Below are 18604 nucleotides of genomic sequence, written 5' to 3' on the forward strand. Positions count from 1 at the left end.
AGGCCATAAATCCGGTTTGCGGGCCTGTTCTTTCCCACCGACTCGGGCAAAATGTTGTCAGCCGAAGCCTCCTGCCCGCTCGTGAGTGATGCGCAAGATACTGGAAACCGCCGCTCAGCTTCCCACCATCCTCGTCAGCTGGATTACGCCGAACGTGCGCCAGTTCCGGGCAAACCGGCTGCATGTCACCTGGGGTCTTGCGATTTTTGTCGGTGCTCTCGTCGCCCTCGCCGCCATCGCTTTTCGAACTGCCATCGGCCTGTTTCAATGGCCCTGGCTGCGGACCACGACCGAACTGACCTGGCAGGCCGCGGCACAACAGCCGTGGTGGGTGATTCTCCTGGCCCCGGTTGTCGGTGGTCTGATCGTCGGCTGGATCCTGCAGCGATTTCATCCCCAGCAGCGTGCCGGAGGTGTCGCAGACGTTATCGAGGCGCGGGCCTATGGCGGACGCGGTTTGCCACTCAAATCGGGCCTTTGGTCTGCGCTGGTCACTTCAATCTCTCTCGGCAGTGGAGCCAGCGCGGGGCGCGAAGGTCCGGTCGTTCATCTCGGCGCCACGCTCGGAACTGCCGTCTGCAGCTTTTTCAACTTGCCCGATTCCGCCCGTCGCATCCTGCTTGGATGCGCCGTCGCAAGCGGGGTGTCGGCATCATTCAACGCGCCAATTGCGGGCGTTCTGTTCGCTCATGAAGTGATCCTCGGCCATTACGCCGTGTCTGCTTTTGTGCCGATCGTGCTCGCCTCCGTGATGGGAACGCTGCTGTCCCGGCTTTGGTTCGGCGATATCGCTGCCTTCGAAATTCCCGCCTATGAGATCACGTCCTATCTGGAAATCCCGGCCTTCGCTCTGCTCGGCCTGACCTGCGCGGCCGTTGCGATCATCTTTCAGTTCGCCCTGATCGGCACCGACTGGACAGCCCGCAACATTACCATGCCGCTTTGGTTCCGCCCGGTGATCGGCGGCCTGGCTGTTGGCACGCTCGGCGTTTTCTTCCCCGGAATTCTCGGTGTTGGCTATGAAGCGACCGACCTTGCCCTCAAGCAATCACTGCCGATCACGACCATGCTGACGCTGCTCGTGGTCAAGACGGCGGCCACAGCAATCACGCTCGCCTCGCGTTTTGGAGGCGGAATCTTTTCACCCTCACTCTATCTCGGCGCCATGACGGGGGGCGCCTTCGGCCTGATTGCCGCCTCCGTCTTTCCTGAAGTCGCCTCCAGTCACGGCCTCTATGCCATTCTGGGCATGGGGGCAGTTGCCGCCGCCGTGCTGGGCGCACCGTTTTCCACCACGGTGATCGTGTTTGAGCTGACCGGCGGCTATGCGCTCTCGATTGCGCTGCTTCTGGCCGTCTCCATTGCCACCGGCCTGACCCAGGCCGTTCATGGCAAATCCTATTTTCACTGGCAACTGGGCATGCGCGGCTGTTTCGTGAACGAAGGTGTTCACCAGTTCCTGAGCGAAACAGTGAAGGTGCGCGATTTCATGGATCCACCGCCGGAAGCGGAGGAGGATCGTGCCTTCAATCCGGGCGAGGACGGACCATATCTTCACGACACTGACACGCTGGAAAGCGCTCTGAAGAGCTTTGACAGCTGCGGCAAAGCGGCCCTGCCCGTTGTCGCCAAGGGCGATGCGTCCAAAATCATCGGAACTGCGCGGCACGTACGTGGATTGCGTTATTTCAATGCGGCGCTGATCAAGGCGACCAAGGAAGAGCACAACTAGAACGCTTCCCGGTTGCCGCCTGAACCGTTTTCAGAACCTTGAGGGTTCGGTCGCCAGGATCTTGCCGGCATATTTGTGCGACGTCCTGCCCTTCAGACGAACGTCGAGATTCTTTTGCATCATGTGGATCTGCGCCTGCCGGCCCTTGAGACCCGGCAGGGTGAAAACGTCCAACCCCGTCCAGGGCAGGAACGGGTTCCTGCGCAAGGAACCGTATAGTCCGACCCGCACCGATGCTCTTTCGCTCGCGGCGCGCGCGTGAAACCCGTGTGTGTCCGCCACGACCAGCGTGTTCGCCGGGACCGAGAACCGGGTGGGTTGCGGATAGTTCAGCTTGTCGAGTTCATGCGCCGCAAGCCGGAAGGAGCCGCGTGCATGTAGCCGGTTCTTGTCCGTGGACGCCGTCAGGCTATGCTGCCGCTCCCAGTCAAGACGTTCCTTCGTCAACCTGTGCGACCCGGCAATGTAAGTAAACGGTCCCTCTGCATCGTCGATGTCATAGAGAAAGAACCAGCATTTGGCCGTTTGATGGAACGTATCAGAATGAAAGGCTGTCTGCGGATCCGCCTTCCGGTTCTTGGCCGGATCTGTCATGACGATGTGCAGATACATCAGCGGGTCGCCATTGGTCGAAGCGACATACCGCAGGCCGTTCTGGATCGCCTTGCTCCAGACCACCGATTTCAGATAGGGCAGCCCCTTGAGCACCTTGGGTGGAAGTGGAATGAAGCGCGTCACGGCATTGCCCTGGCGCATATCCCAGGCATCAAAGCGGGTTGTTTCGACTTCCCGACGAAGCCCGGCAAGCTCCTCGGTGCTGACCAGGTCCCGTGTCGCGATGAAGCCGTCCCGCTGATAGGCGGCCCTGTCTTCCTCGCTCATCAGATGTGCCAACCGCTTGCGCCTGGCATCAGCCATCTGTTCAGCCAGCCTGATCCGTTTCACATGCAGGCCCGCTTCGTTGAGACGCCGGCTGCCAATGAGCGGGTTGTCACAGAAGGACTTCGCCCCTGTGGCAAGCTCTGCCGCATAGAGTGGCATCTTCAAGACATCTGCCGCGCGCATTCAAACCTCAACAAGACTATGCAATATCATGGTGGGGGACCGAAGAATTCTGTCCACCGACCTTTTAGATCTCTTTGGTCGCCTGTTCCAGCCAGATCCGTTGACGGGCCCCAAGCAGCGGGCCGATTTCCGACCGCACGCGCGCGTGATACCCGTTGAGCCAGTCCCGTTCGGCGCGGGTCAACAGGGCAGGTTCCACCAGGCGCAGGTCCATTGGCACAAGGGTGATGGTTTCAAAGCCGAGCATCGGCCGTTCGCCGCCTGCAATGTCCCTTGGCTCCGTGACGATCTCGAGGTTCTCCAGGCGGATGCCATATTCACCGGCCGGATAATACCCCGGCTCGTTCGACAGGATCATGCCCGGCTTCAGCGGTACGGTTCCCGTCTTGGCAATTCGCTGCGGACCTTCGTGAACACCAAGATAGACACCGACCCCATGGCCCGTGCCGTGGTCGAAATCGAGCCCGGCCTTCCAGAGATCGATCCGCGCAAGCGTATCAAGCTGCGCGCCGCTGGTGCCTTCCGGAAACTTTGCCGTGGAAATGGCGATATGCCCCTTCAGGACCAGCGTGAAATGACGCTTCGTTTCCGCGCTGACTTCACCGACGGCGAGCGTCCTCGTGATGTCTGTGGTGCCGTCCTCGAACTGGGCGCCACTGTCGATCAGAAAGGGTTTGCCGACCGGGATTTTGAGGTTGCTGGAGCGGCTGACCCTGTAGTGGCAAATGGCCCCATTCGGTCCGGCCCCCGAGATCGTGTCGAAGGAGATATCCTTCAGAACGCCGGTCTCGCGCCGGAACTCTTCCAGTTTCTCCGCCGCCCCGATCTCGTCCAGCTCGCCTTTGGGGGCTTCTTCGTCAAACCAGCACAGGAAATTGATATAGGCCACAGCGTCCCGGACATGCGCCGCCCTTGCCCCGTTCAGCTCTGTCTCGTTCTTGACGGCCTTGGGCAGCAGAACCGGATCCTGGGCCTCGACAAGCGTGCCACCCGCATCAACGATTGCATCGGCGATGCCGATGCCTGCCAGTGCAGGATCGATCAGAACATCGGCGCCGGCAGCACCCAGCGCTTCGAGACCAGACTTGAAGCTGCCGGGTTCACTGATCTCCGTCAGGTCCGACAGGGCGTCACGGACCGAGTTGGTCAGTTTTCGGCCGTCGATATAAAGCGCCGGTTTGCCGTCACTCGGCACGGTCGCAAAGGAGAGCGGCAATGGCGTGTGGGTAACATCGGAGCCGCGGATATTGAACAGCCAGGCAATGGAATCAGGCTGCGTCAGCACGCAGGCATCGGCTTTCTTGTCCTTCAGCGCTGCCTGGATCTCGGCGATTTTGTCCGCCGCTTCCCGGCCGGCAAGGCTCACCGGATAGAGCGAGACCTCGCCGAGTGGCGGCTCCGGCCGGTCATTCCAGACAGTATCGACCGGATTGTCCTGAAGCGTGACCAGTTCCGCCCCGGCTTCCTCGCAAACGCTTTTCAGACGGCGCACCTCGCGCACAGTGTGCAGCATGGCGTCGATGCCGAGCTTCTGCCCCGGCTTGAGACGTGCCGCCAGCCAGTCGGTGACCGGTTCGTTGATCAGGTGACTGGCCGGAAAAACCTCCATGTCGACCTGCTCGCGCACCTGAATAGTGTAACGGCCATCCACAAAGATCGCGGCGTCCTCGCCCAGAACGGCCGCAAGGCCCGCCGAGCCGGTAAAGCCGGTCAGCCATTGCAGGCGGCAGTCATGCGGCGGCACATATTCGCCCTGATGCGCGTCGGCACGCGGGATCAGAAAGCCATCGAGGCCGCGGCGGGCAAGTTCGGCCCTGAGAAGCGCTGCATGCGGCGCCCCGCAGGAAGGATCGCTGAGATCGTCAAAGGTCTGAAACATGCGGCGCACGGTAATTTGGCCAATGGCAGGGATCAAGACGGATAATTTTTCCCCTTCAAGCTATTCAGCGGAAGTTTCATTCAATTTTACCGCAATGCAATATACGCCTTCGCATATGCGAAGAGCGCAGAGCAGTCATGCGCTCAGGGCCCTACCTGACGCGGATGGGAAAGCGCATATTGAGATCACACAAGAACAAAGACGTTTCTCCCAAGATCAGCGGCTATCAAAGCGGGTCGCTTGGATAGCCAAAAAGCTGATCGCTTCTAATGAGCAGAGCATCTTGTCTGTGTTCGAGCGAACACAGGATGCTCTGGGGAAGCTCTGAAACTTCAAATGGGAAAGATCACGATGACCCTGAAAACGACCACTTCGACCCGCGCTGGCAGCTCCTTCATGCGCCGTGCATTCGACCGCATGATTGAGGCCCGTTCCGCCCAGGCCCGCCGCTATGTCAACGGCTACCTTCTGTCGCTGGACGACGCCACACTGGCAGCGCACGGCTACAACCGCGACGAACTGGAGCGCGAAGGCACCAGCACCCGCGGTTTCTAAGGGGCTCAGGACGTATTCATAAATACGCTGTGCACTGAAAAAGCCCGCCGGATTGTCCGGCGGGCTTTTTCGCATCTGCGTTTCAGTATGTTGTCTTCACGCCACCTTGCGGCCTCTCACCAGGGTCAGCGTCAGCCAGCCGTCTTTCTCGCCGCGGCGGTCCAGGACAAATCCCTGGCAACGATAGGCAAAGAGAATGCGCGGCCCGTCTTCGACCCTGAGACCGGACAGCACCAGTGTCGCGGTCGATGTCATGTGTTCGCCGATGGATTTTGCCATTTTCATGAGGGGCCGCGCCAGGATATTGGCAATCACAAGATCAAACGGCCCGTAGAGACGGAAGCGCCGGTCTTCCATGCCGTTGGCTGTAAAACCCTTCACCAGGTGTGACGCGCCGTTGAGACGGGCATTCTCCAGAGCCGTCTGGGTCGCAACCGGGTCGATATCGGTTGCCAGAACGGTTTGCCGCGCCTTCAGGGCCGCTGCAATCGCCAGAACGCCGGTACCGGTGCCCAGATCCAGAATGCTGTCATATTCGCGCAGCGACAGGAGCCGGTCGATTTCTTCCAGGCAGCCCGCTGTGGTGCCATGATGCCCGGTGCCAAAGGCAAGCGCTGCCTCGATTTCCAGACCGATGGCGCCTGGAACAACCTTGTCCCGGTCATGACCGCCATGCACGATAAACCTGCCCGCGCGCACGGGCTTCAGACCTTCCAGGCTTTTTTCCACCCAGTTGATATCCGGCAACTCTTCAGCCTCCAGCGGAGCCGCAAAGGCGTCTGCGCCGACCCGGTCACGCACGGCCGCCGCAGCAGCGTCCGGTTCCATGTCGAACAACAGGATTTCCGCGGACCAGATCCGGCCGTCGGGCGAGGCCTCGTAGATGGTCACCGGATTGCCATCCTCCTCGAAGGCCCGCTCCAGGATCTCTGCAATGCGTTTGGCTTCCAGTTCTTCGGCGGTGATCCGCACCCGGATGGTTTTCATGACAGAGTTGCCTCAGGTGGTTGGCTTCAAAGCGTGCGGTATAGCGGGAAGCCGGTCGCGAAACCAGCGCCTTGACGGCAAAAGACTGGGCATTTCGGCAGAGCGCCCCATTTCCTGACAAGGAGAAAGGAACTGAGCGATGTCACGCCCTTCGATTTTCACCCCGCTCGGCCAGACCTGGCAATTGGCCTTGTTGGCACTCACCGGAATTCTTGTTCTGGCCCTGCCTGTCTCCGCCGCCGACGATATGGACGCGTTGTTCAAGGCTCTGAAAAACGCGCCAAGTGAACAGGCCGCCGAGTCAATCGAAAGCCAGATCTGGGAAAACTGGCTGGACGCAGCGCCCACACCTGACATTCGCGCAAAGGTCGACGAAGCCATGAAGCGTCGCGGCGTCTATGACTTCCAGGGCGCCAGAGACTTGCTCGATGAAGTCGTTGACGCTGCCCCCGACTATTCGGAGGGCTGGAACCAGCGCGCTTTCATCCTGTTTTTACAAGGGAACTACGACGAAAGCCTAGAGGACATCATGCGCGTCCTGGAGCTGGAGCCGCGCCATTTTGGCGCGCTGAGCGGCAGAGCCATGATCTTCATGACCCAGGGCCGGGTCAAACTTGGTCAGAAGGCCTTGCGGGAAGCGGTGGCAATTCATCCCTACCTGAAGGAACGCAGCATGTTGATCAAGCCAAAGGGCGTGGACCTCTAGCTGAACCATACCCTGTAGGGTGCCTCCTTCACGGTGAAGAGGACTGGCAGCGCGGGATTCACCGGTCTGCCTCACAAATGCCAGGCTGACCTAGGTCGGACCGTCTTCGATCGCCTGAAAGAAAAGACAGACTGTAAGTCCACCTCCTGGCGTTTCGGTCAATTCCAGACGACCTCCATGCGCCTCGACGATGGACTTTGCCGTCGGTAGGCCCAGACCGAAGCCCGTGCCTTCGCGGATCCGGCGCGCCTCGTCGCCGCGCTCGAAAGGCTCCAGAAGCCGTGCCCTGTCCTTCGCTTCAATCCCCGGCCCATGATCGACCACGTCAATCCGGATCATCCCAGCATCCCGGTATGTCAGGACTTCGGCAGCGGTGGCATAGTGCAGCGCGTTGTCGATAAGGTTGCTCATGGCCCGGCCAAGCTCGGTGCTGCGGGCCATCACCGACAGGCGGCCTTCATATCTGAGCGAGACGAGACTGCCGGTATCGGCATATTGATCGCACAGGGACTGCAGGAAACTGGGCAGATCGATGCGCTCAAGCGGCTCCGCCGTTGCGCCGTCGCGCAGAAATGTCAGGGCTGCGTCGATCTGCTGTTCCATCAGGTTGAGATCCTGCAGGCTCTTCTCGCGCAGGTCCTCTTCTTCCAGGAGATCGAGACGCAGACGCAACCGAGTCAGCGGAGTTCTGAGATCGTGGCTGACCGCCGCCAGCATGCGCGTGCGTTTTTCCAGAACATCGTTGATCCGGAGCTGCATGCGGTTGAAAGCCTCTGCCGCTTGCCGCACTTCTTTTGGACCGCCTTCGCGAACCGGCACCGGGTTGGTCGAGACCTCGCCGAAAGTCCGCGCAGAAGCTGCCAGATCCGCCAGGGGACCAGCCAGACTGCGCGCGGCCCAGATCATCAGGCCACAGAAACTCAAGAGCAGAAAACCCAGAAACAGATAGAAGGGCGGCCCGAGCACGGGAGGAGGCGGCGCCCGCGTTCCCCACTCTGCGGCCAGAAGCGCCCCGTCCTGCAACCGGATATAGACCAGCGGAGGTTCCCCGCCGCCGCGTTCGCGGGGCCCGAGTACATGTTCGATCCGCATGCCCAGCAAGGTTTCTCCGGTCACAAACGGACCGAACCGCCGACCGTCGCTGGCACCGCCGTCCTGCATCAGCGCTTCTTCCGTGACCAGCTCCAGGGTCACGTCCGGCAGACCCGCTTGCAGCGTCTCCAGCATGGCGGCCCGCTCCTGGACCGGCGTCTCGTTGAGCTTGGTCACGGCAACGCTGACGAGGTGACTGTTCATCACCGGGCTGTTGCTGTCATAGCTCCGTTTGGCAAACAGAAAGGCGACCGCACCGGCAGCGACCATGAACAGGCCCGCTGCGGCCAGCAACACCAGGATCTGGTGCCGCATCGTATCGGGCCAGACAAGCTTAAGCAGGCTGCTCATCGCGCGCCACCGGTGCGACAAACTCATAGCCGCCAGCCCGAACCGTTCGAATATACTGGTAGGCCGCACCGCCTGCCTCCAGTTTGGAGCGCAGCCGGCTGATCAGGATGTCGATGTTGCGGCCGTTGGTGGCTCCGAACTGGCCAAGCGTGAGTTCAACCAGCTGTTCCCGGCTCAGCACCCGCCCGCTGCGTTCTGCCAGAACCTGAAGCAGGTTGAATTCTGCTGGTGTAAGCGAGACAAGCGCATGCTCGCCATTGTGCAACGTGCGCAGACGGCAATCCATCTGCCAGCCCTCGAAGGTAAGCCTGCCATTCGATGCCGGTGCAGCAAGACCGCCCAGTTCGACGCGCCGAAACAGCGCCCTGACGCGCGCGATCAGCTCACGCGGATTGAAGGGCTTGGGCACATAATCGTCCGCGCCCACTTCCAGCCCGACAACACGGTCGATATCCTCCCCCTTCGCCGAGACGATGATGATCGGCACCGAACTCGACGCCCTGAGGCGCCGGCAGATGCTGATCCCGTCTTCACCGGGCAGCATCAGGTCGAGCAGGATCAGATCGACCCTGTTGCTGGCCAGAAGCCGGTCCATCTCGGCGCCGTCCCGCGCCAGGGTGACCTTGAAATCATTGGCCACCAGATGGCGCTTGATCAGCAATCCGATCTCGGAATCGTCTTCGACGACAAGGATGTGTGAAGGTGTTCGCATGGCTGGACCTTATGCCGTCTGGAGAAGGAATTGCATCCGCTTTTGAAGGTTAATGTGACACGGAAGTGTTTCCCACTATTTCCGCAAAATATCGCAGAAACAGGCCGAAAACCCACTCCGGAACGGTTAAGACACCGTTAACTTTTCCAGCATCACGGTCCTTCCAGTAACGGCGTAAACACTCATGCAGGAGCGGAACGAGATGCAGATTGGTTCTATGCCCATGATGCCACAGGGCGCATCCCCCAGGGATCAGGTGGCCAACACTTTGAACGCGCAGGTCGAGGCAGGTGACATCACCTCAGAAGACCAGGACGCCATGATGGCGGCACTGGACGCCATCCACACCGAGCGTATGGAGGCAGGGCGTCCGGAGCCTGGCGGCACCCCACCCAGCCGGGAGGAGATGCAGGCCAGTTTTGAAAGCATGCTGTCGGACCAGGTCGAAGCCGGAACGCTCGATCAGGACCAGGCGGACCACCTTGCCGAGATGTTTGAGGAAGGTGAACTCGGCCGGCCGCCGAAGCCAGGCCTGGGCAGCGGCCAGGGCGGCGCTGCGCAGGAGCTGTTGAGCGCGATCTTGAGCCAGCTTCAGAGCGGTTCAACCTATGACGGCTCGGGAGAACAATCCGGAGAAGTTGCTTCGCTGCTGGCCGACTACACTGTCTGACACTGCGGAACGGTCTGGCCGCCATCCCCCAAACTGGCAGCCAGGCCAGGTTTCCCGAGCACCTGTATTCGTGCCCACAACCTGAATGCGATTGCATGCCCCACTCGGGAAACCGGCCGGCCACCTTCGGGTGGCCGGTTCCGTTTCCGGGAAATCGCAGGGATGAAACGCGGGCGTGCGGTTTGGCGAAGCAATGCGGCAACGGAACTGCATCCCCCGCATCAGCGGCCTATCGATTGTCATCCCGGATTGGCGAAGCCAAGTCCGGGATCCAGTAAACGCAAACACCAGCGGCTCCAGCTGCCACAGGGCGTACTGGGTCCCGGACCGCCGCTACGCTGCGTCCGGGATGACAACGGAGAAGCAGCGGCACGACAAAGAGGCCGCAACCAGCCCGTCGACAACCTATCGATTGTCATCCCGGATTGGCGAAGCCAGGACCGGGATCCGGTAGACGCAAACGCCTGCGGCTCCAGCGAGCACAGGGGTTACTGGGTCCCGGATCTCCGCTGCGCTGCGTCCGGGATGACAACGGAGAGGCAGCTGCGTAGCGAGAGTTGCTGCAGGGCTCAATGCCGCTCGACGAAGCTGTCGATGACCTTTTTCACACCGGCTTTTTCGAAGTCGATGGTCAGTTTGTTGCCCTCGATCGACTTGATGGCGCCATAGCCGAACTTGAGATGGAACACCCGTTCGCCGAGGGCATAGTCGGAAGGTGTTTCGCTGACGGACTTGGCAACCAGTTCGCCTTCGATGGTCAGCGGTCCCTGGCGTTTCTGGCGCGCGGACTGATAGCCGCGTCCGCCCCCCTCGGAAAAGCCTTCGGAGGTTTGCCGGTTGCGCTGCGCCCGTTTCCAGCCCGGTGTCGAATAGCTGCCGCCGTCGAACGGATCGTGGCTGTCGAAACGCGAAGGTCCGTAACCGCCGCCCGCATAGCCGCCATAATTTGAGGACGGTTCCGCGATCTCCACATGGTCCGGCGGCAATTCGTCCAGAAAACGGGACGGCACGGTGGATTGCCAGAGCCCGTGAATGCGCCGGTTGGAAGCGAAATAGAGTTTGGCCCGTTTCTTGGCCCGGGTGATGCCGACATAGGCAAGCCGTCGCTCTTCCTCGAGCCCCGCCCGGCCGCTTTCGTCAAGGGCGCGCTGGTGCGGAAAGAGGCCCTCCTCCCAGCCCGGCAGGAACACCGTGTCGAATTCCAGCCCCTTGGCCGAATGCAGCGTCATGATGGAGACGGCATCGCTCGTATCCGCGCTGTCCCGGTCCATGACCAGCGAAATATGCTCCAGGAATCCGGCCAGGGACTCGAACTCTTCCATCGAGCGGATGAGTTCCTTCAGGTTGTCGAGCCGGCCGGGCGCTTCGGCGGACCGGTCGAGCCGCCACATCTCGGTATAACCGCTCTCATCCAGAATGATCTCGGCCAGCTCCGTATGCTTGAGCTGGTCGAGCTGGCGCCGCCAGCGTTCGAAATTGTCGAGCACGGTTTTCAGTGCGTTGCGCGGCTTGGGCTTGAGCTCTTCCGTGTCGATCAGTTGGGCAGCTGCCTGCATCAACGGAATGCGTTCCGCCCGCGCGACGCCGTGAACCAGTTTCAGCGTCGCATCGCCCAGGCCCCGCTTCGGCGTGTTGACGATGCGTTCAAAGGCAAGATCGTCGGCCGGCTGCACCACGCAGCGGAAATAGGCCATGGCGTCGCGGATCTCCATGCGCTCGTAAAAGCGCGGGCCGCCGATGACACGGTAGTTGAGGCCAAGCGTGACAAACCGGTCTTCGAATTCGCGCATCTGGAACGAGGCGCGCACCAGCACCGCCATCTCGTTGAGGCTATGCCCCCTGGTCTGCAGTGCCTCGATTTCATCACCGATGGTGCGGGCTTCCTCTTCGCTGTCCCAGACGGAGGCCACCGAGACAAGGTCATGATCCGGCTCGTGAAAATCCGTGAACAGCGTCTTGCCGAGCCGGCCCTCATTGAAGGAAATCAAGTGGGAGGCGGCGGCCAGAATATGGCTGGTGGAGCGATAATTGCGCTCCAGGCGGATCACTTCCGCTCCCTTGAAGTCGTGTTCGAAGCGCAGGATGTTGTCGACCTCCGCCCCGCGCCAGCCATAGATCGACTGATCGTCGTCGCCAACACAGCAGACATTCGGGTTGCCCTGGGCAAGCAGGCGCAGCCAGAGATACTGGGCAATGTTTGTGTCCTGATATTCATCGACCAGCATGTAGCGGAACCGGCGCTGGTATTCCTTCAGAACATCCGGCTGGGTCTTGAACAGCGTGATCACATGCAGGAGCAGATCACCGAAATCGGCCGCGTTCAGGATCGATAGACGTTCCTGGTACTCCTCATAGAGCCTGCGGCCCTTGCCATTGGCGAAGGCCCGCGCCTCCCCCTCCGGAATATCCTTTGGCCCAAGCGCACGGTTCTTCCAGCCGTCGAGCATGCCGGCGAAGGCCTTGGCGGTCCAGCGCTTGTCATCGAGGCCCTCGGCCTGGATGATCTGCTTGATCAGGCGGATCTGGTCGTCCGTATCGAGGATCGAGAAGGACGACTTGAGCCCGACCAGCTCGGCGTGCTTGCGCAGGATCTTGACGCAGATCGAGTGGAACGTGCCGAGCCAGGCCATGCCCTCGACATTGCCGCCGACAAAACCGGCAATGCGCTCCTTCATCTCGCGCGCGGCCTTGTTGGTGAAGGTCACCGCCAGGATCTCGGACGGCCGGGCCAGTCCGGTTGCCAGGATATGGGCAATGCGGGTGGTCAGAACGCGGGTCTTGCCCGTGCCGGCACCGGCCAGCACCAGAACGGGGCCTTCCGTGGTTTCCACCGCCAGCCGCTGTTCGGGGTTCAGGCCGGTGAGATAGTCCGGCGCGCGCCGGGCCGCCATGGCCCGCGCGGCAATCCCGCCTTCCGGCCGTGCGGGCACGGGCGCGGGTTCGGCTTTCGTACCGATCGGCTGAAAGGGATCGTCAAATGGATCGTCGTACCCGTCCGGGTCGGTCATGATGTACTGGTCCGGTGTTCTCAAGCGCTCTTGGTGGAGAACAATATAGCAACAAAGCGGCGCTGGCGAGGCTGAACCGGAGGATTTGGTGGGGACAAGATGGCAGGGGACAGGCTCTCGGTTTTCTTGGCCTGCCATCGGAAATGCGCTGCAAGGCTCTGCGACTGGCACCCCGAACCCCGCCAAACCAAAACCGTGGCCCAGTCATCCTGATCTGCGAAGCCAAGGCAGGGTTCCAGGAAACGCCGGCGCCTGCGGCTCCAGCCACCACAGGGGTTACTGGGTCCCGGATCTCCGCTCCGCTGCGTCCGGGATGACAAGTGAGGGCAACGGCGCAGGACAGAGGCAGCAACAAGTCCATCGACATCCTGTCGATTGTCATCCCGGATTGGCGAAGCCAAGTCCGGGTTCCAGTAAACGTGAACGCCTGCGGCACCAGCCACCACAGGGCTACTGGGTCCCGGATCTCCGCTGCGCTGCGTCCGGGATGACAAGCGAGGGGCAACGGCGCAGCAAAGAGGCAGCAACAAGTCCATCGCCATCCTGTCGATTGTCATCCCGGATTGGCAAAGCCAAGTCCGGGATCCAGGAAACTCCGGCACCAGCGGCTCCAGCCACCACAGGGGTTACTGGGTCCCGGATCTCCGCTCCGCTGCGTCCGGGATGACAAGTGAGGGCAACGGCGCAGGACAGAGGCAGCAACAAGTCCATCGACATCCTGTCGATTGTCATCCCGGATTGGCAAAGCCAAGTCCGGGATCCAGGAAACGCCGGCGCCTGCGGCTCCAGCCACCACAGGGGTTACTGGGTCTCGGATCTCCGCTGCGCTGCGTCCGGGATGACAAGCGTGAGGCAGCGGCGCAGGACAGAGGCAGCAACAAGTCCATCGACATCCTGTCGATTGTCATCCCGGATTGGCAAAGCCAAGTCCGGGATCCAGGAAACGCGAACGCCTGCGGCACCAGCCACCACAGGGGTTACTGGGTCCCGGATCTCCGCTCCGCTGCGTCCGGGAAGACAAGCGAGAGGCAGCGGCGCAGGACGGAGGCTGCAACAAGTCCATCGACATCCTGTCGATTGTCATCCCGGATTGGCAAGCCAAGTCCGGGATCCAGGAAACGCCTGCGGCTCCAGCCACCACAGGGCGTACTCGGGCCCAGATCTCCGCTGCGCTGCGTCCGGGACGACGAAGGAGAGGTTGATTGAGGACGCAGTCCTGCCGCGAAGAAAGAACCTGGCGGGACCCGGTCAACGCGAGGCTATGCGGGTCCTGCGTCCCTTTCGGGGTGGACCGGGTCCCGTTTGCCGCCAGGCGGCTTCGAAGTGATTGTGCTATCTGGCACGTACCAATGGCATCAGGCCGCTTCTTCGTCCCGAACCTCGTTGAGGAACTGGTCCACAGCGCGGGACAGGTTCGTCGCCACTTCGCCGAGCTGTTCGGCAGACTGGCTCATGACTTCCGACTTCTGCCGGGTCTGGTCGATGGAACCGGACACCCCGGCCACATTGGACGCTGCCGATGTGGCCCCGTCAGAAGCCAGCGTGATGCTCTGCGTGATTTCGCCAGTGGCGGCATTCTGCTCGTCGACCGAAACCGAGATGGTCTCACTGACGGACCGGACTTCTTCGATACGTTCAACGATCGAGCGGATTGCGTTCACGGACTTCTGGGTCGAACTTTGAACACCGGAAATCTGCGACGCGATTTCGTCGGTCGCCTTGGCGGTCTGGGTCGACAGCTCCTTGACCTCGGCAGCAACAACGGCAAAACCCTTGCCGGCCTCACCGGCCCGCGCCGCCTCAATGGTGGCATTCAGCGCCAGAAGATTGGTCTGTTCGGCAATGGCGCGGATGATTTCGACAACCTCGCCGATCTTGTCGGCCGTTTCCGCCAGGATCGATATGTCCTTGTCGGCAGCGACAGCGGTTTCGGCCGCGGCCGCGGAAATCTCGGTCGCCGTGATTGCCTGGCGGGCGATCTCGCCAATGGAGGCCGACAACTCTGCCGCCGCCGAAGCAACCGTCTGAACGTTGGTGGTCGCCTCTTCCGTTGCCGCATTGGCGGCGCGCGCACTCTCGTCCGCATGCATGGCAATCGTGACCATCTCGCCGGCGCCGGCGCGCATATCTTCGGTTTCGCTGCTCAACTGCTCCTGGACCGTCTTGACGGACGTCTGGAAATGTTCAATTGCACTTTCGAGCTGCGCCGCGCGTTTGCGGCGTTGCGCCCGCCCGATTTCGGCTTCCTCTTCCAGCTCTTTCTGACGGATCAGGTTGGCCCGGAACACTTCCGCGGCCCGGGCAATATCACCGATCTCATCGGGACGATCCGTATCCGTCACATCGACCGTGAGATCCCCTTCGGCCAGACCGGAAATAGAATCGCGCTGACGCCCGAGAGTGCGGGTAATGGAAAGCACCTGCCAACCGACAAGCGCCAGGGTCAACAAAGTGCATCCGACAGCAATCACGGTCAGCCAGAAGATTTGCGTGTTCAGATCTGCCGTATCCTTGTCGGCAGCGGCTTCGGCCCGGTGGATAAAGTCGTCCGAGACCTGTTTCATCAGGTCAAGACGTTTGGTCGCCTGGGCGAACCAGGCCGCACCTTCAATGCCCTGCGCGTCCTTGGTCTGGGGCAGTTCCTGGATCACATACCGCCAGGCGAGCGCCTTGTCGACGTCCGGCCCCTTGACCGTATCGGCATAGAGCTTTTTCTGGTCGGGCTTTGCCACAGAGGCAAACTCCTTCAGAAAAGCATTCTCACCGCCATAGTGAACGATCACGTTCTTGAAGGTTGCCGGGTTCACTTCACCCGTCTTATTGAACTCCTTCAGGAGCGCCGCGCCGTTGGCACGTTCCAATCCGCCGGATTCCATCGCTTCGACAATGGTGAGATAGGGCAGAAGCTCCGAGGTGATTTCCTGTGACGGGCTTGCTTCCGTCGTTACTCCGATCACATGGATCAACTCGTGAATTTCGTGGCTGTATCCCTTGACCACGTCCGCGGCACTGAGCTGTTTCGCATCAACGGCGCTGCGGAGCTTGTCCGTCTTGTGGACCTCCTCAGCGACATGCTGCAGGTCCTTCAGCAGTGCCTCGTCATTGAGATCGAGCGACGCAAGATGCTCGTCGAAAATCTTGAGGGCCGCATCCGCGTTAGGACGCTGTTTGGCAAGGTTGGATGCGATGGCAGGGTCATAATCCGACTTGATCAGACTGACACTCATGCCGCGTTCTTTTTGCAGCTCGTGCACCAGATTGCCTGCGTCTTCCGCGATCCGGGTCAACGGCTTCATGAATTCATGATGCGACCGCTCGATCACCTTTTCCATGACACTCATTGTGGCAAAACCAATGACTGCCAGCATCGGCACGCCCGCCAACACGGCAATCTGCATTCTGATGCGTTTCATTTCCGCAGCCCCTCCAGACCGAAACCAATTTCGATCAAACTGAATCGGCCAGATTACCTCTTACTTAACGGAAGCGGGAAATTTGACATTTTGCGACACTAAAACAGCTTCATGTCAATAGAATCAATTATAGGTGGTAAAGTTAAATCCAGATGAGCCTGTCATTATTAACAATGTGCAAGTTCAAAACTTTTCGGAAAAATCTTTTTAATTTTCAACAATTTGGAAAAAATCTGATTCGTTTGGGTTCAGCAAATTACCTGCTCGGGTTTCCGATCAAGCGCCCACCAAATCGAACCAGTCGTCCTCGGAGATCACTTCAATGTCCAGCTCCTGAGCCTTTTTCAGTTTGGATCCGGCTCCCGGACCGGCGACGACGAGATCGGTCTTCTTTGAAACGGACCCGGAGGTCTTGGCGCCGAAACGTTCGGCCATGGCCTTGGCCTCGTCACGGGTCATGCGTTCCAGGGACCCGGTGAACACCACCGTCTTGCCGGCAACCGGAGACCCGCTGGCATCAATCTTTTCCGGGTCCTTCGGACTGACTTCCGCCAGCAATGCGTCGAGCTGGGCACGATTGTGCTGCTCGGCAAAGAACTCGACCAGAGCGTCGGCAACGATGTGACCAATGCCGTCAATGTCGTTCAGCTCCGCAAAGGCCTCGCCCGCCGGATCATGGGCGGCCTGCATGGCCTGGTAAAACGCCGCCCAGGAACCGTAGGCACGGGCGAGCAACTTGGCATTGCCTTCGCCGACATGACGGATACCAAGGGCAAAGATGAACCGGTGCAGATCGATATCGCGGCGGGCATTGATCGCCTCGAACAGATTCCTGGCCGAGACAGCGCCCCAGCCTTCCCGGTTGCGCAGCTTGGTCAGCGAGCGCTTGTCGCGCTCTTCCAGCGTGAAGATGTCTGCCGGCGCCATGACCATGCCGTCCTGATAGAAGGCATCGACCTGCTTGTCGCCGAAGCCTTCAATGTCGAAAGCGTTGCGGGAAACAAAATGCTTGAGCTTCTCGGTCGCCTGGGCCGGGCAGATCAGCCCCCCGGTGCAGCGGCGCACCGCATCGACCCGTCCGGTCTTTTCGTTCTCCTCGCGCACCGCATGACTGCCGCAGGCCGGACAAACGGTCGGGAATTCAAACGGAACCGCACCTTCGGGGCGCTTGTCCAGATCGATATCGACGATCTGCGGTATGACATCTCCGGCGCGCTGGATCTTGACCGTGTCGCCAATGCGCAGATCCTTGCCCTCGCGGATCGGCTCACCGTCCTGTCCGATGCCCTTGATGTAATCCTCGTTGTGGAGCGTCGCATTGGAAACGACAACGCCGCCAACCGTGATCGGCTCCAGCTTGGCAACCGGCGTCAGCGCTCCCGTTCGGCCAACCTGGATCTCGATGTCGTTGAGCACAGTGAAGGCCTGCTCGGCCGGGAACTTGTGTGCAATTGCCCAGCGGGGCGAACGGGACACGAAGCCGAGCCGTTCCTGCAGGTCCAGCCGGTCGACCTTGTAGACGACACCGTCAATGTCGTAATCGAGCTGCGCGCGACTTTCCTCGATGCCGTGATAGACGCCAAGCAGTTCTTCAACCGTCTCGCAGCGTTTCATCAGCGGGTTGATCTGAAACCCCCAGGCCCGCATCTGTTCGACCATGTCGAACTGCGTATCGGCCGGCATGGCGCTCATCTCGCCCCAGGCATAGGCAAAGAAGCGCAGGGGCCTGGACGCGGTGATTTCCGACTTCAGCTGACGCAGGGATCCCGCCGCCGCATTGCGCGGATTGGCAAAGACCTTGCCGCCATTGGCCTCCATGCGGGCGTTCAGCGCCTGAAAGTCCTTGTGCGCCATGTAGACTTCACCGCGCAGCTCCACGACCTCAGGCACGTCACCGGACAGCGTCTCCGGGATGTCCTTGATGGTCCGGGCGTTGGCGGTGACGTTTTCACCTGTGGTGCCGTCGCCACGCGTGGCGGCATAAACGAGCTGACCGTTTTCATAGCGCAGCGAAAGGGACAGGCCGTCGATCTTCGGCTCTGCCGTCACCGCCAGAACACCCTGCAGCGGATCGAATTTCAGGAAGCGGCGCACCCGGCCGACAAAGTCCTGGACGTCTTCGTCGCTAAAGGCATTGTCGAGCGAGAGCATCGGCACCCGGTGGGTGATCTTGCCGAACCCGGACGCCGGCGCTGCACCGACATTCTCAGACGGTCCGTCGGCCAGGACCAGATCGGGAAACCGCGCCTCGATCTCGTTGTTGCGACGGCGCAGGGCGTCGTAGTCGGCATCGGAGATGGTCGGGGCATCTTCCTGGTGGTAGCGCCGGTCGTGCTCTGCGATTTCAGCCGCAAGCCGTTGCAATTCGACCTGGGCTTCCTTCTGGGTCAACGTGTCCACACCGATGCCCGAGGTGCTGCTGTTGTCGCTCATG

Annotated in this window: 12 protein-coding genes; 4 read left to right on the plus strand and 8 right to left on the minus strand. The window is 60.8% G+C overall.

Going from position 1 to position 18604, the window contains the following annotated elements; all coding sequences use genetic code 11:
• The first annotated feature begins 88 nt into the window (after positions 1 to 88).
• Positions 89 to 1732, plus strand: a complete 1644-nt coding sequence (locus tag ACO6TG_RS06215) for a chloride channel protein (protein ID WP_422377375.1) — start codon at positions 89 to 91, stop codon at positions 1730 to 1732.
• A 30-nt stretch (positions 1733 to 1762) separates the two neighbouring features.
• Here ACO6TG_RS06215 and ACO6TG_RS06220 read toward each other — a convergent pair whose 3' ends face one another.
• On the minus strand, positions 1763 to 2797 hold the full coding sequence (locus tag ACO6TG_RS06220; RefSeq protein WP_422377376.1) for a phytanoyl-CoA dioxygenase family protein: 1035 nt from the start codon (positions 2795 to 2797) through the stop codon (positions 1763 to 1765).
• Between the two features lie 64 nt (positions 2798 to 2861).
• Positions 2862 to 4676 (minus strand): aminopeptidase P family protein, encoded by a 1815-nt coding sequence (locus ACO6TG_RS06225; RefSeq protein ID WP_422377377.1) that lies wholly within the window; start codon positions 4674 to 4676, stop codon positions 2862 to 2864.
• A gap of 351 nt (positions 4677 to 5027) precedes the next feature.
• Here ACO6TG_RS06225 and ACO6TG_RS06230 point away from each other — a divergent pair, with 351 nt between their 5' ends.
• The gene (locus ACO6TG_RS06230; RefSeq protein WP_422377378.1) at positions 5028 to 5231 is read left to right on the plus strand and encodes a hypothetical protein; all 204 of its coding nucleotides are present in this window, start codon (positions 5028 to 5030) and stop codon (positions 5229 to 5231) included.
• A 96-nt stretch (positions 5232 to 5327) separates the two neighbouring features.
• On the opposite strand, the gene ACO6TG_RS06235 is transcribed toward ACO6TG_RS06230, so the two are convergent.
• Positions 5328 to 6218 (minus strand): 50S ribosomal protein L11 methyltransferase, encoded by an 891-nt coding sequence (locus ACO6TG_RS06235; protein WP_422377379.1) that lies wholly within the window; start codon positions 6216 to 6218, stop codon positions 5328 to 5330.
• Between the two features lie 139 nt (positions 6219 to 6357).
• On the opposite strand from ACO6TG_RS06235, the gene ACO6TG_RS06240 reads away from it, so the two are divergent.
• Entirely contained in the window at positions 6358 to 6924 is a 567-nt protein-coding gene (locus tag ACO6TG_RS06240; RefSeq protein ID WP_422377380.1) for a tetratricopeptide repeat protein, read from the plus strand.
• 90 nt (positions 6925 to 7014) lie between these two features.
• Here ACO6TG_RS06240 and ACO6TG_RS06245 read toward each other — a convergent pair whose 3' ends face one another.
• Both ACO6TG_RS06245 and ACO6TG_RS06250 read right to left on the minus strand, forming a co-directional pair.
• Positions 7015 to 8367: a sensor histidine kinase gene (locus ACO6TG_RS06245; RefSeq protein ID WP_422377381.1), complete on the minus strand. Its 1353-nt coding sequence runs from the start codon at positions 8365 to 8367 to the stop codon at positions 7015 to 7017.
• On the minus strand, positions 8351 to 9079 hold the full coding sequence (locus ACO6TG_RS06250) for a response regulator (RefSeq protein WP_422377382.1): 729 nt from the start codon (positions 9077 to 9079) through the stop codon (positions 8351 to 8353). Before ACO6TG_RS06250 ends, ACO6TG_RS06245 begins: the two co-directional genes overlap by 17 nt.
• Before the next feature lie 202 nt (positions 9080 to 9281).
• Here ACO6TG_RS06250 and ACO6TG_RS06255 point away from each other — a divergent pair, with 202 nt between their 5' ends.
• Positions 9282 to 9749: a hypothetical protein gene (locus ACO6TG_RS06255; protein ID WP_422377383.1), complete on the plus strand. Its 468-nt coding sequence runs from the start codon at positions 9282 to 9284 to the stop codon at positions 9747 to 9749.
• A gap of 569 nt (positions 9750 to 10318) precedes the next feature.
• Here ACO6TG_RS06255 and ACO6TG_RS06260 read toward each other — a convergent pair.
• The 3 genes from ACO6TG_RS06260 to ligA all read right to left on the minus strand — a co-directional run bounded on the left by ACO6TG_RS06260 (position 10319) and on the right by ligA (position 18603).
• Complete coding sequence (locus ACO6TG_RS06260) at positions 10319 to 12757, minus strand: ATP-dependent helicase (RefSeq protein WP_422377384.1); 2439 nt, start codon at positions 12755 to 12757, stop codon at positions 10319 to 10321.
• Positions 12758 to 14112: 1355 nt separating this feature from the next.
• Entirely contained in the window at positions 14113 to 16170 is a 2058-nt protein-coding gene (locus ACO6TG_RS06265) for a methyl-accepting chemotaxis protein (protein ID WP_422377385.1), read from the minus strand.
• Between the two features lie 276 nt (positions 16171 to 16446).
• A complete protein-coding gene (ligA, locus tag ACO6TG_RS06270) occupies positions 16447 to 18603 on the minus strand; it encodes an NAD-dependent DNA ligase LigA (protein ID WP_422377386.1) in 2157 nt (718 codons plus the stop codon).
• Between the last annotated feature and the right edge of the window lies 1 nt (position 18604).

This window comes from Roseibium sp. (assembly GCF_965233565.1).
Taxonomy (GTDB): domain Bacteria; phylum Pseudomonadota; class Alphaproteobacteria; order Rhizobiales; family Stappiaceae; genus Roseibium.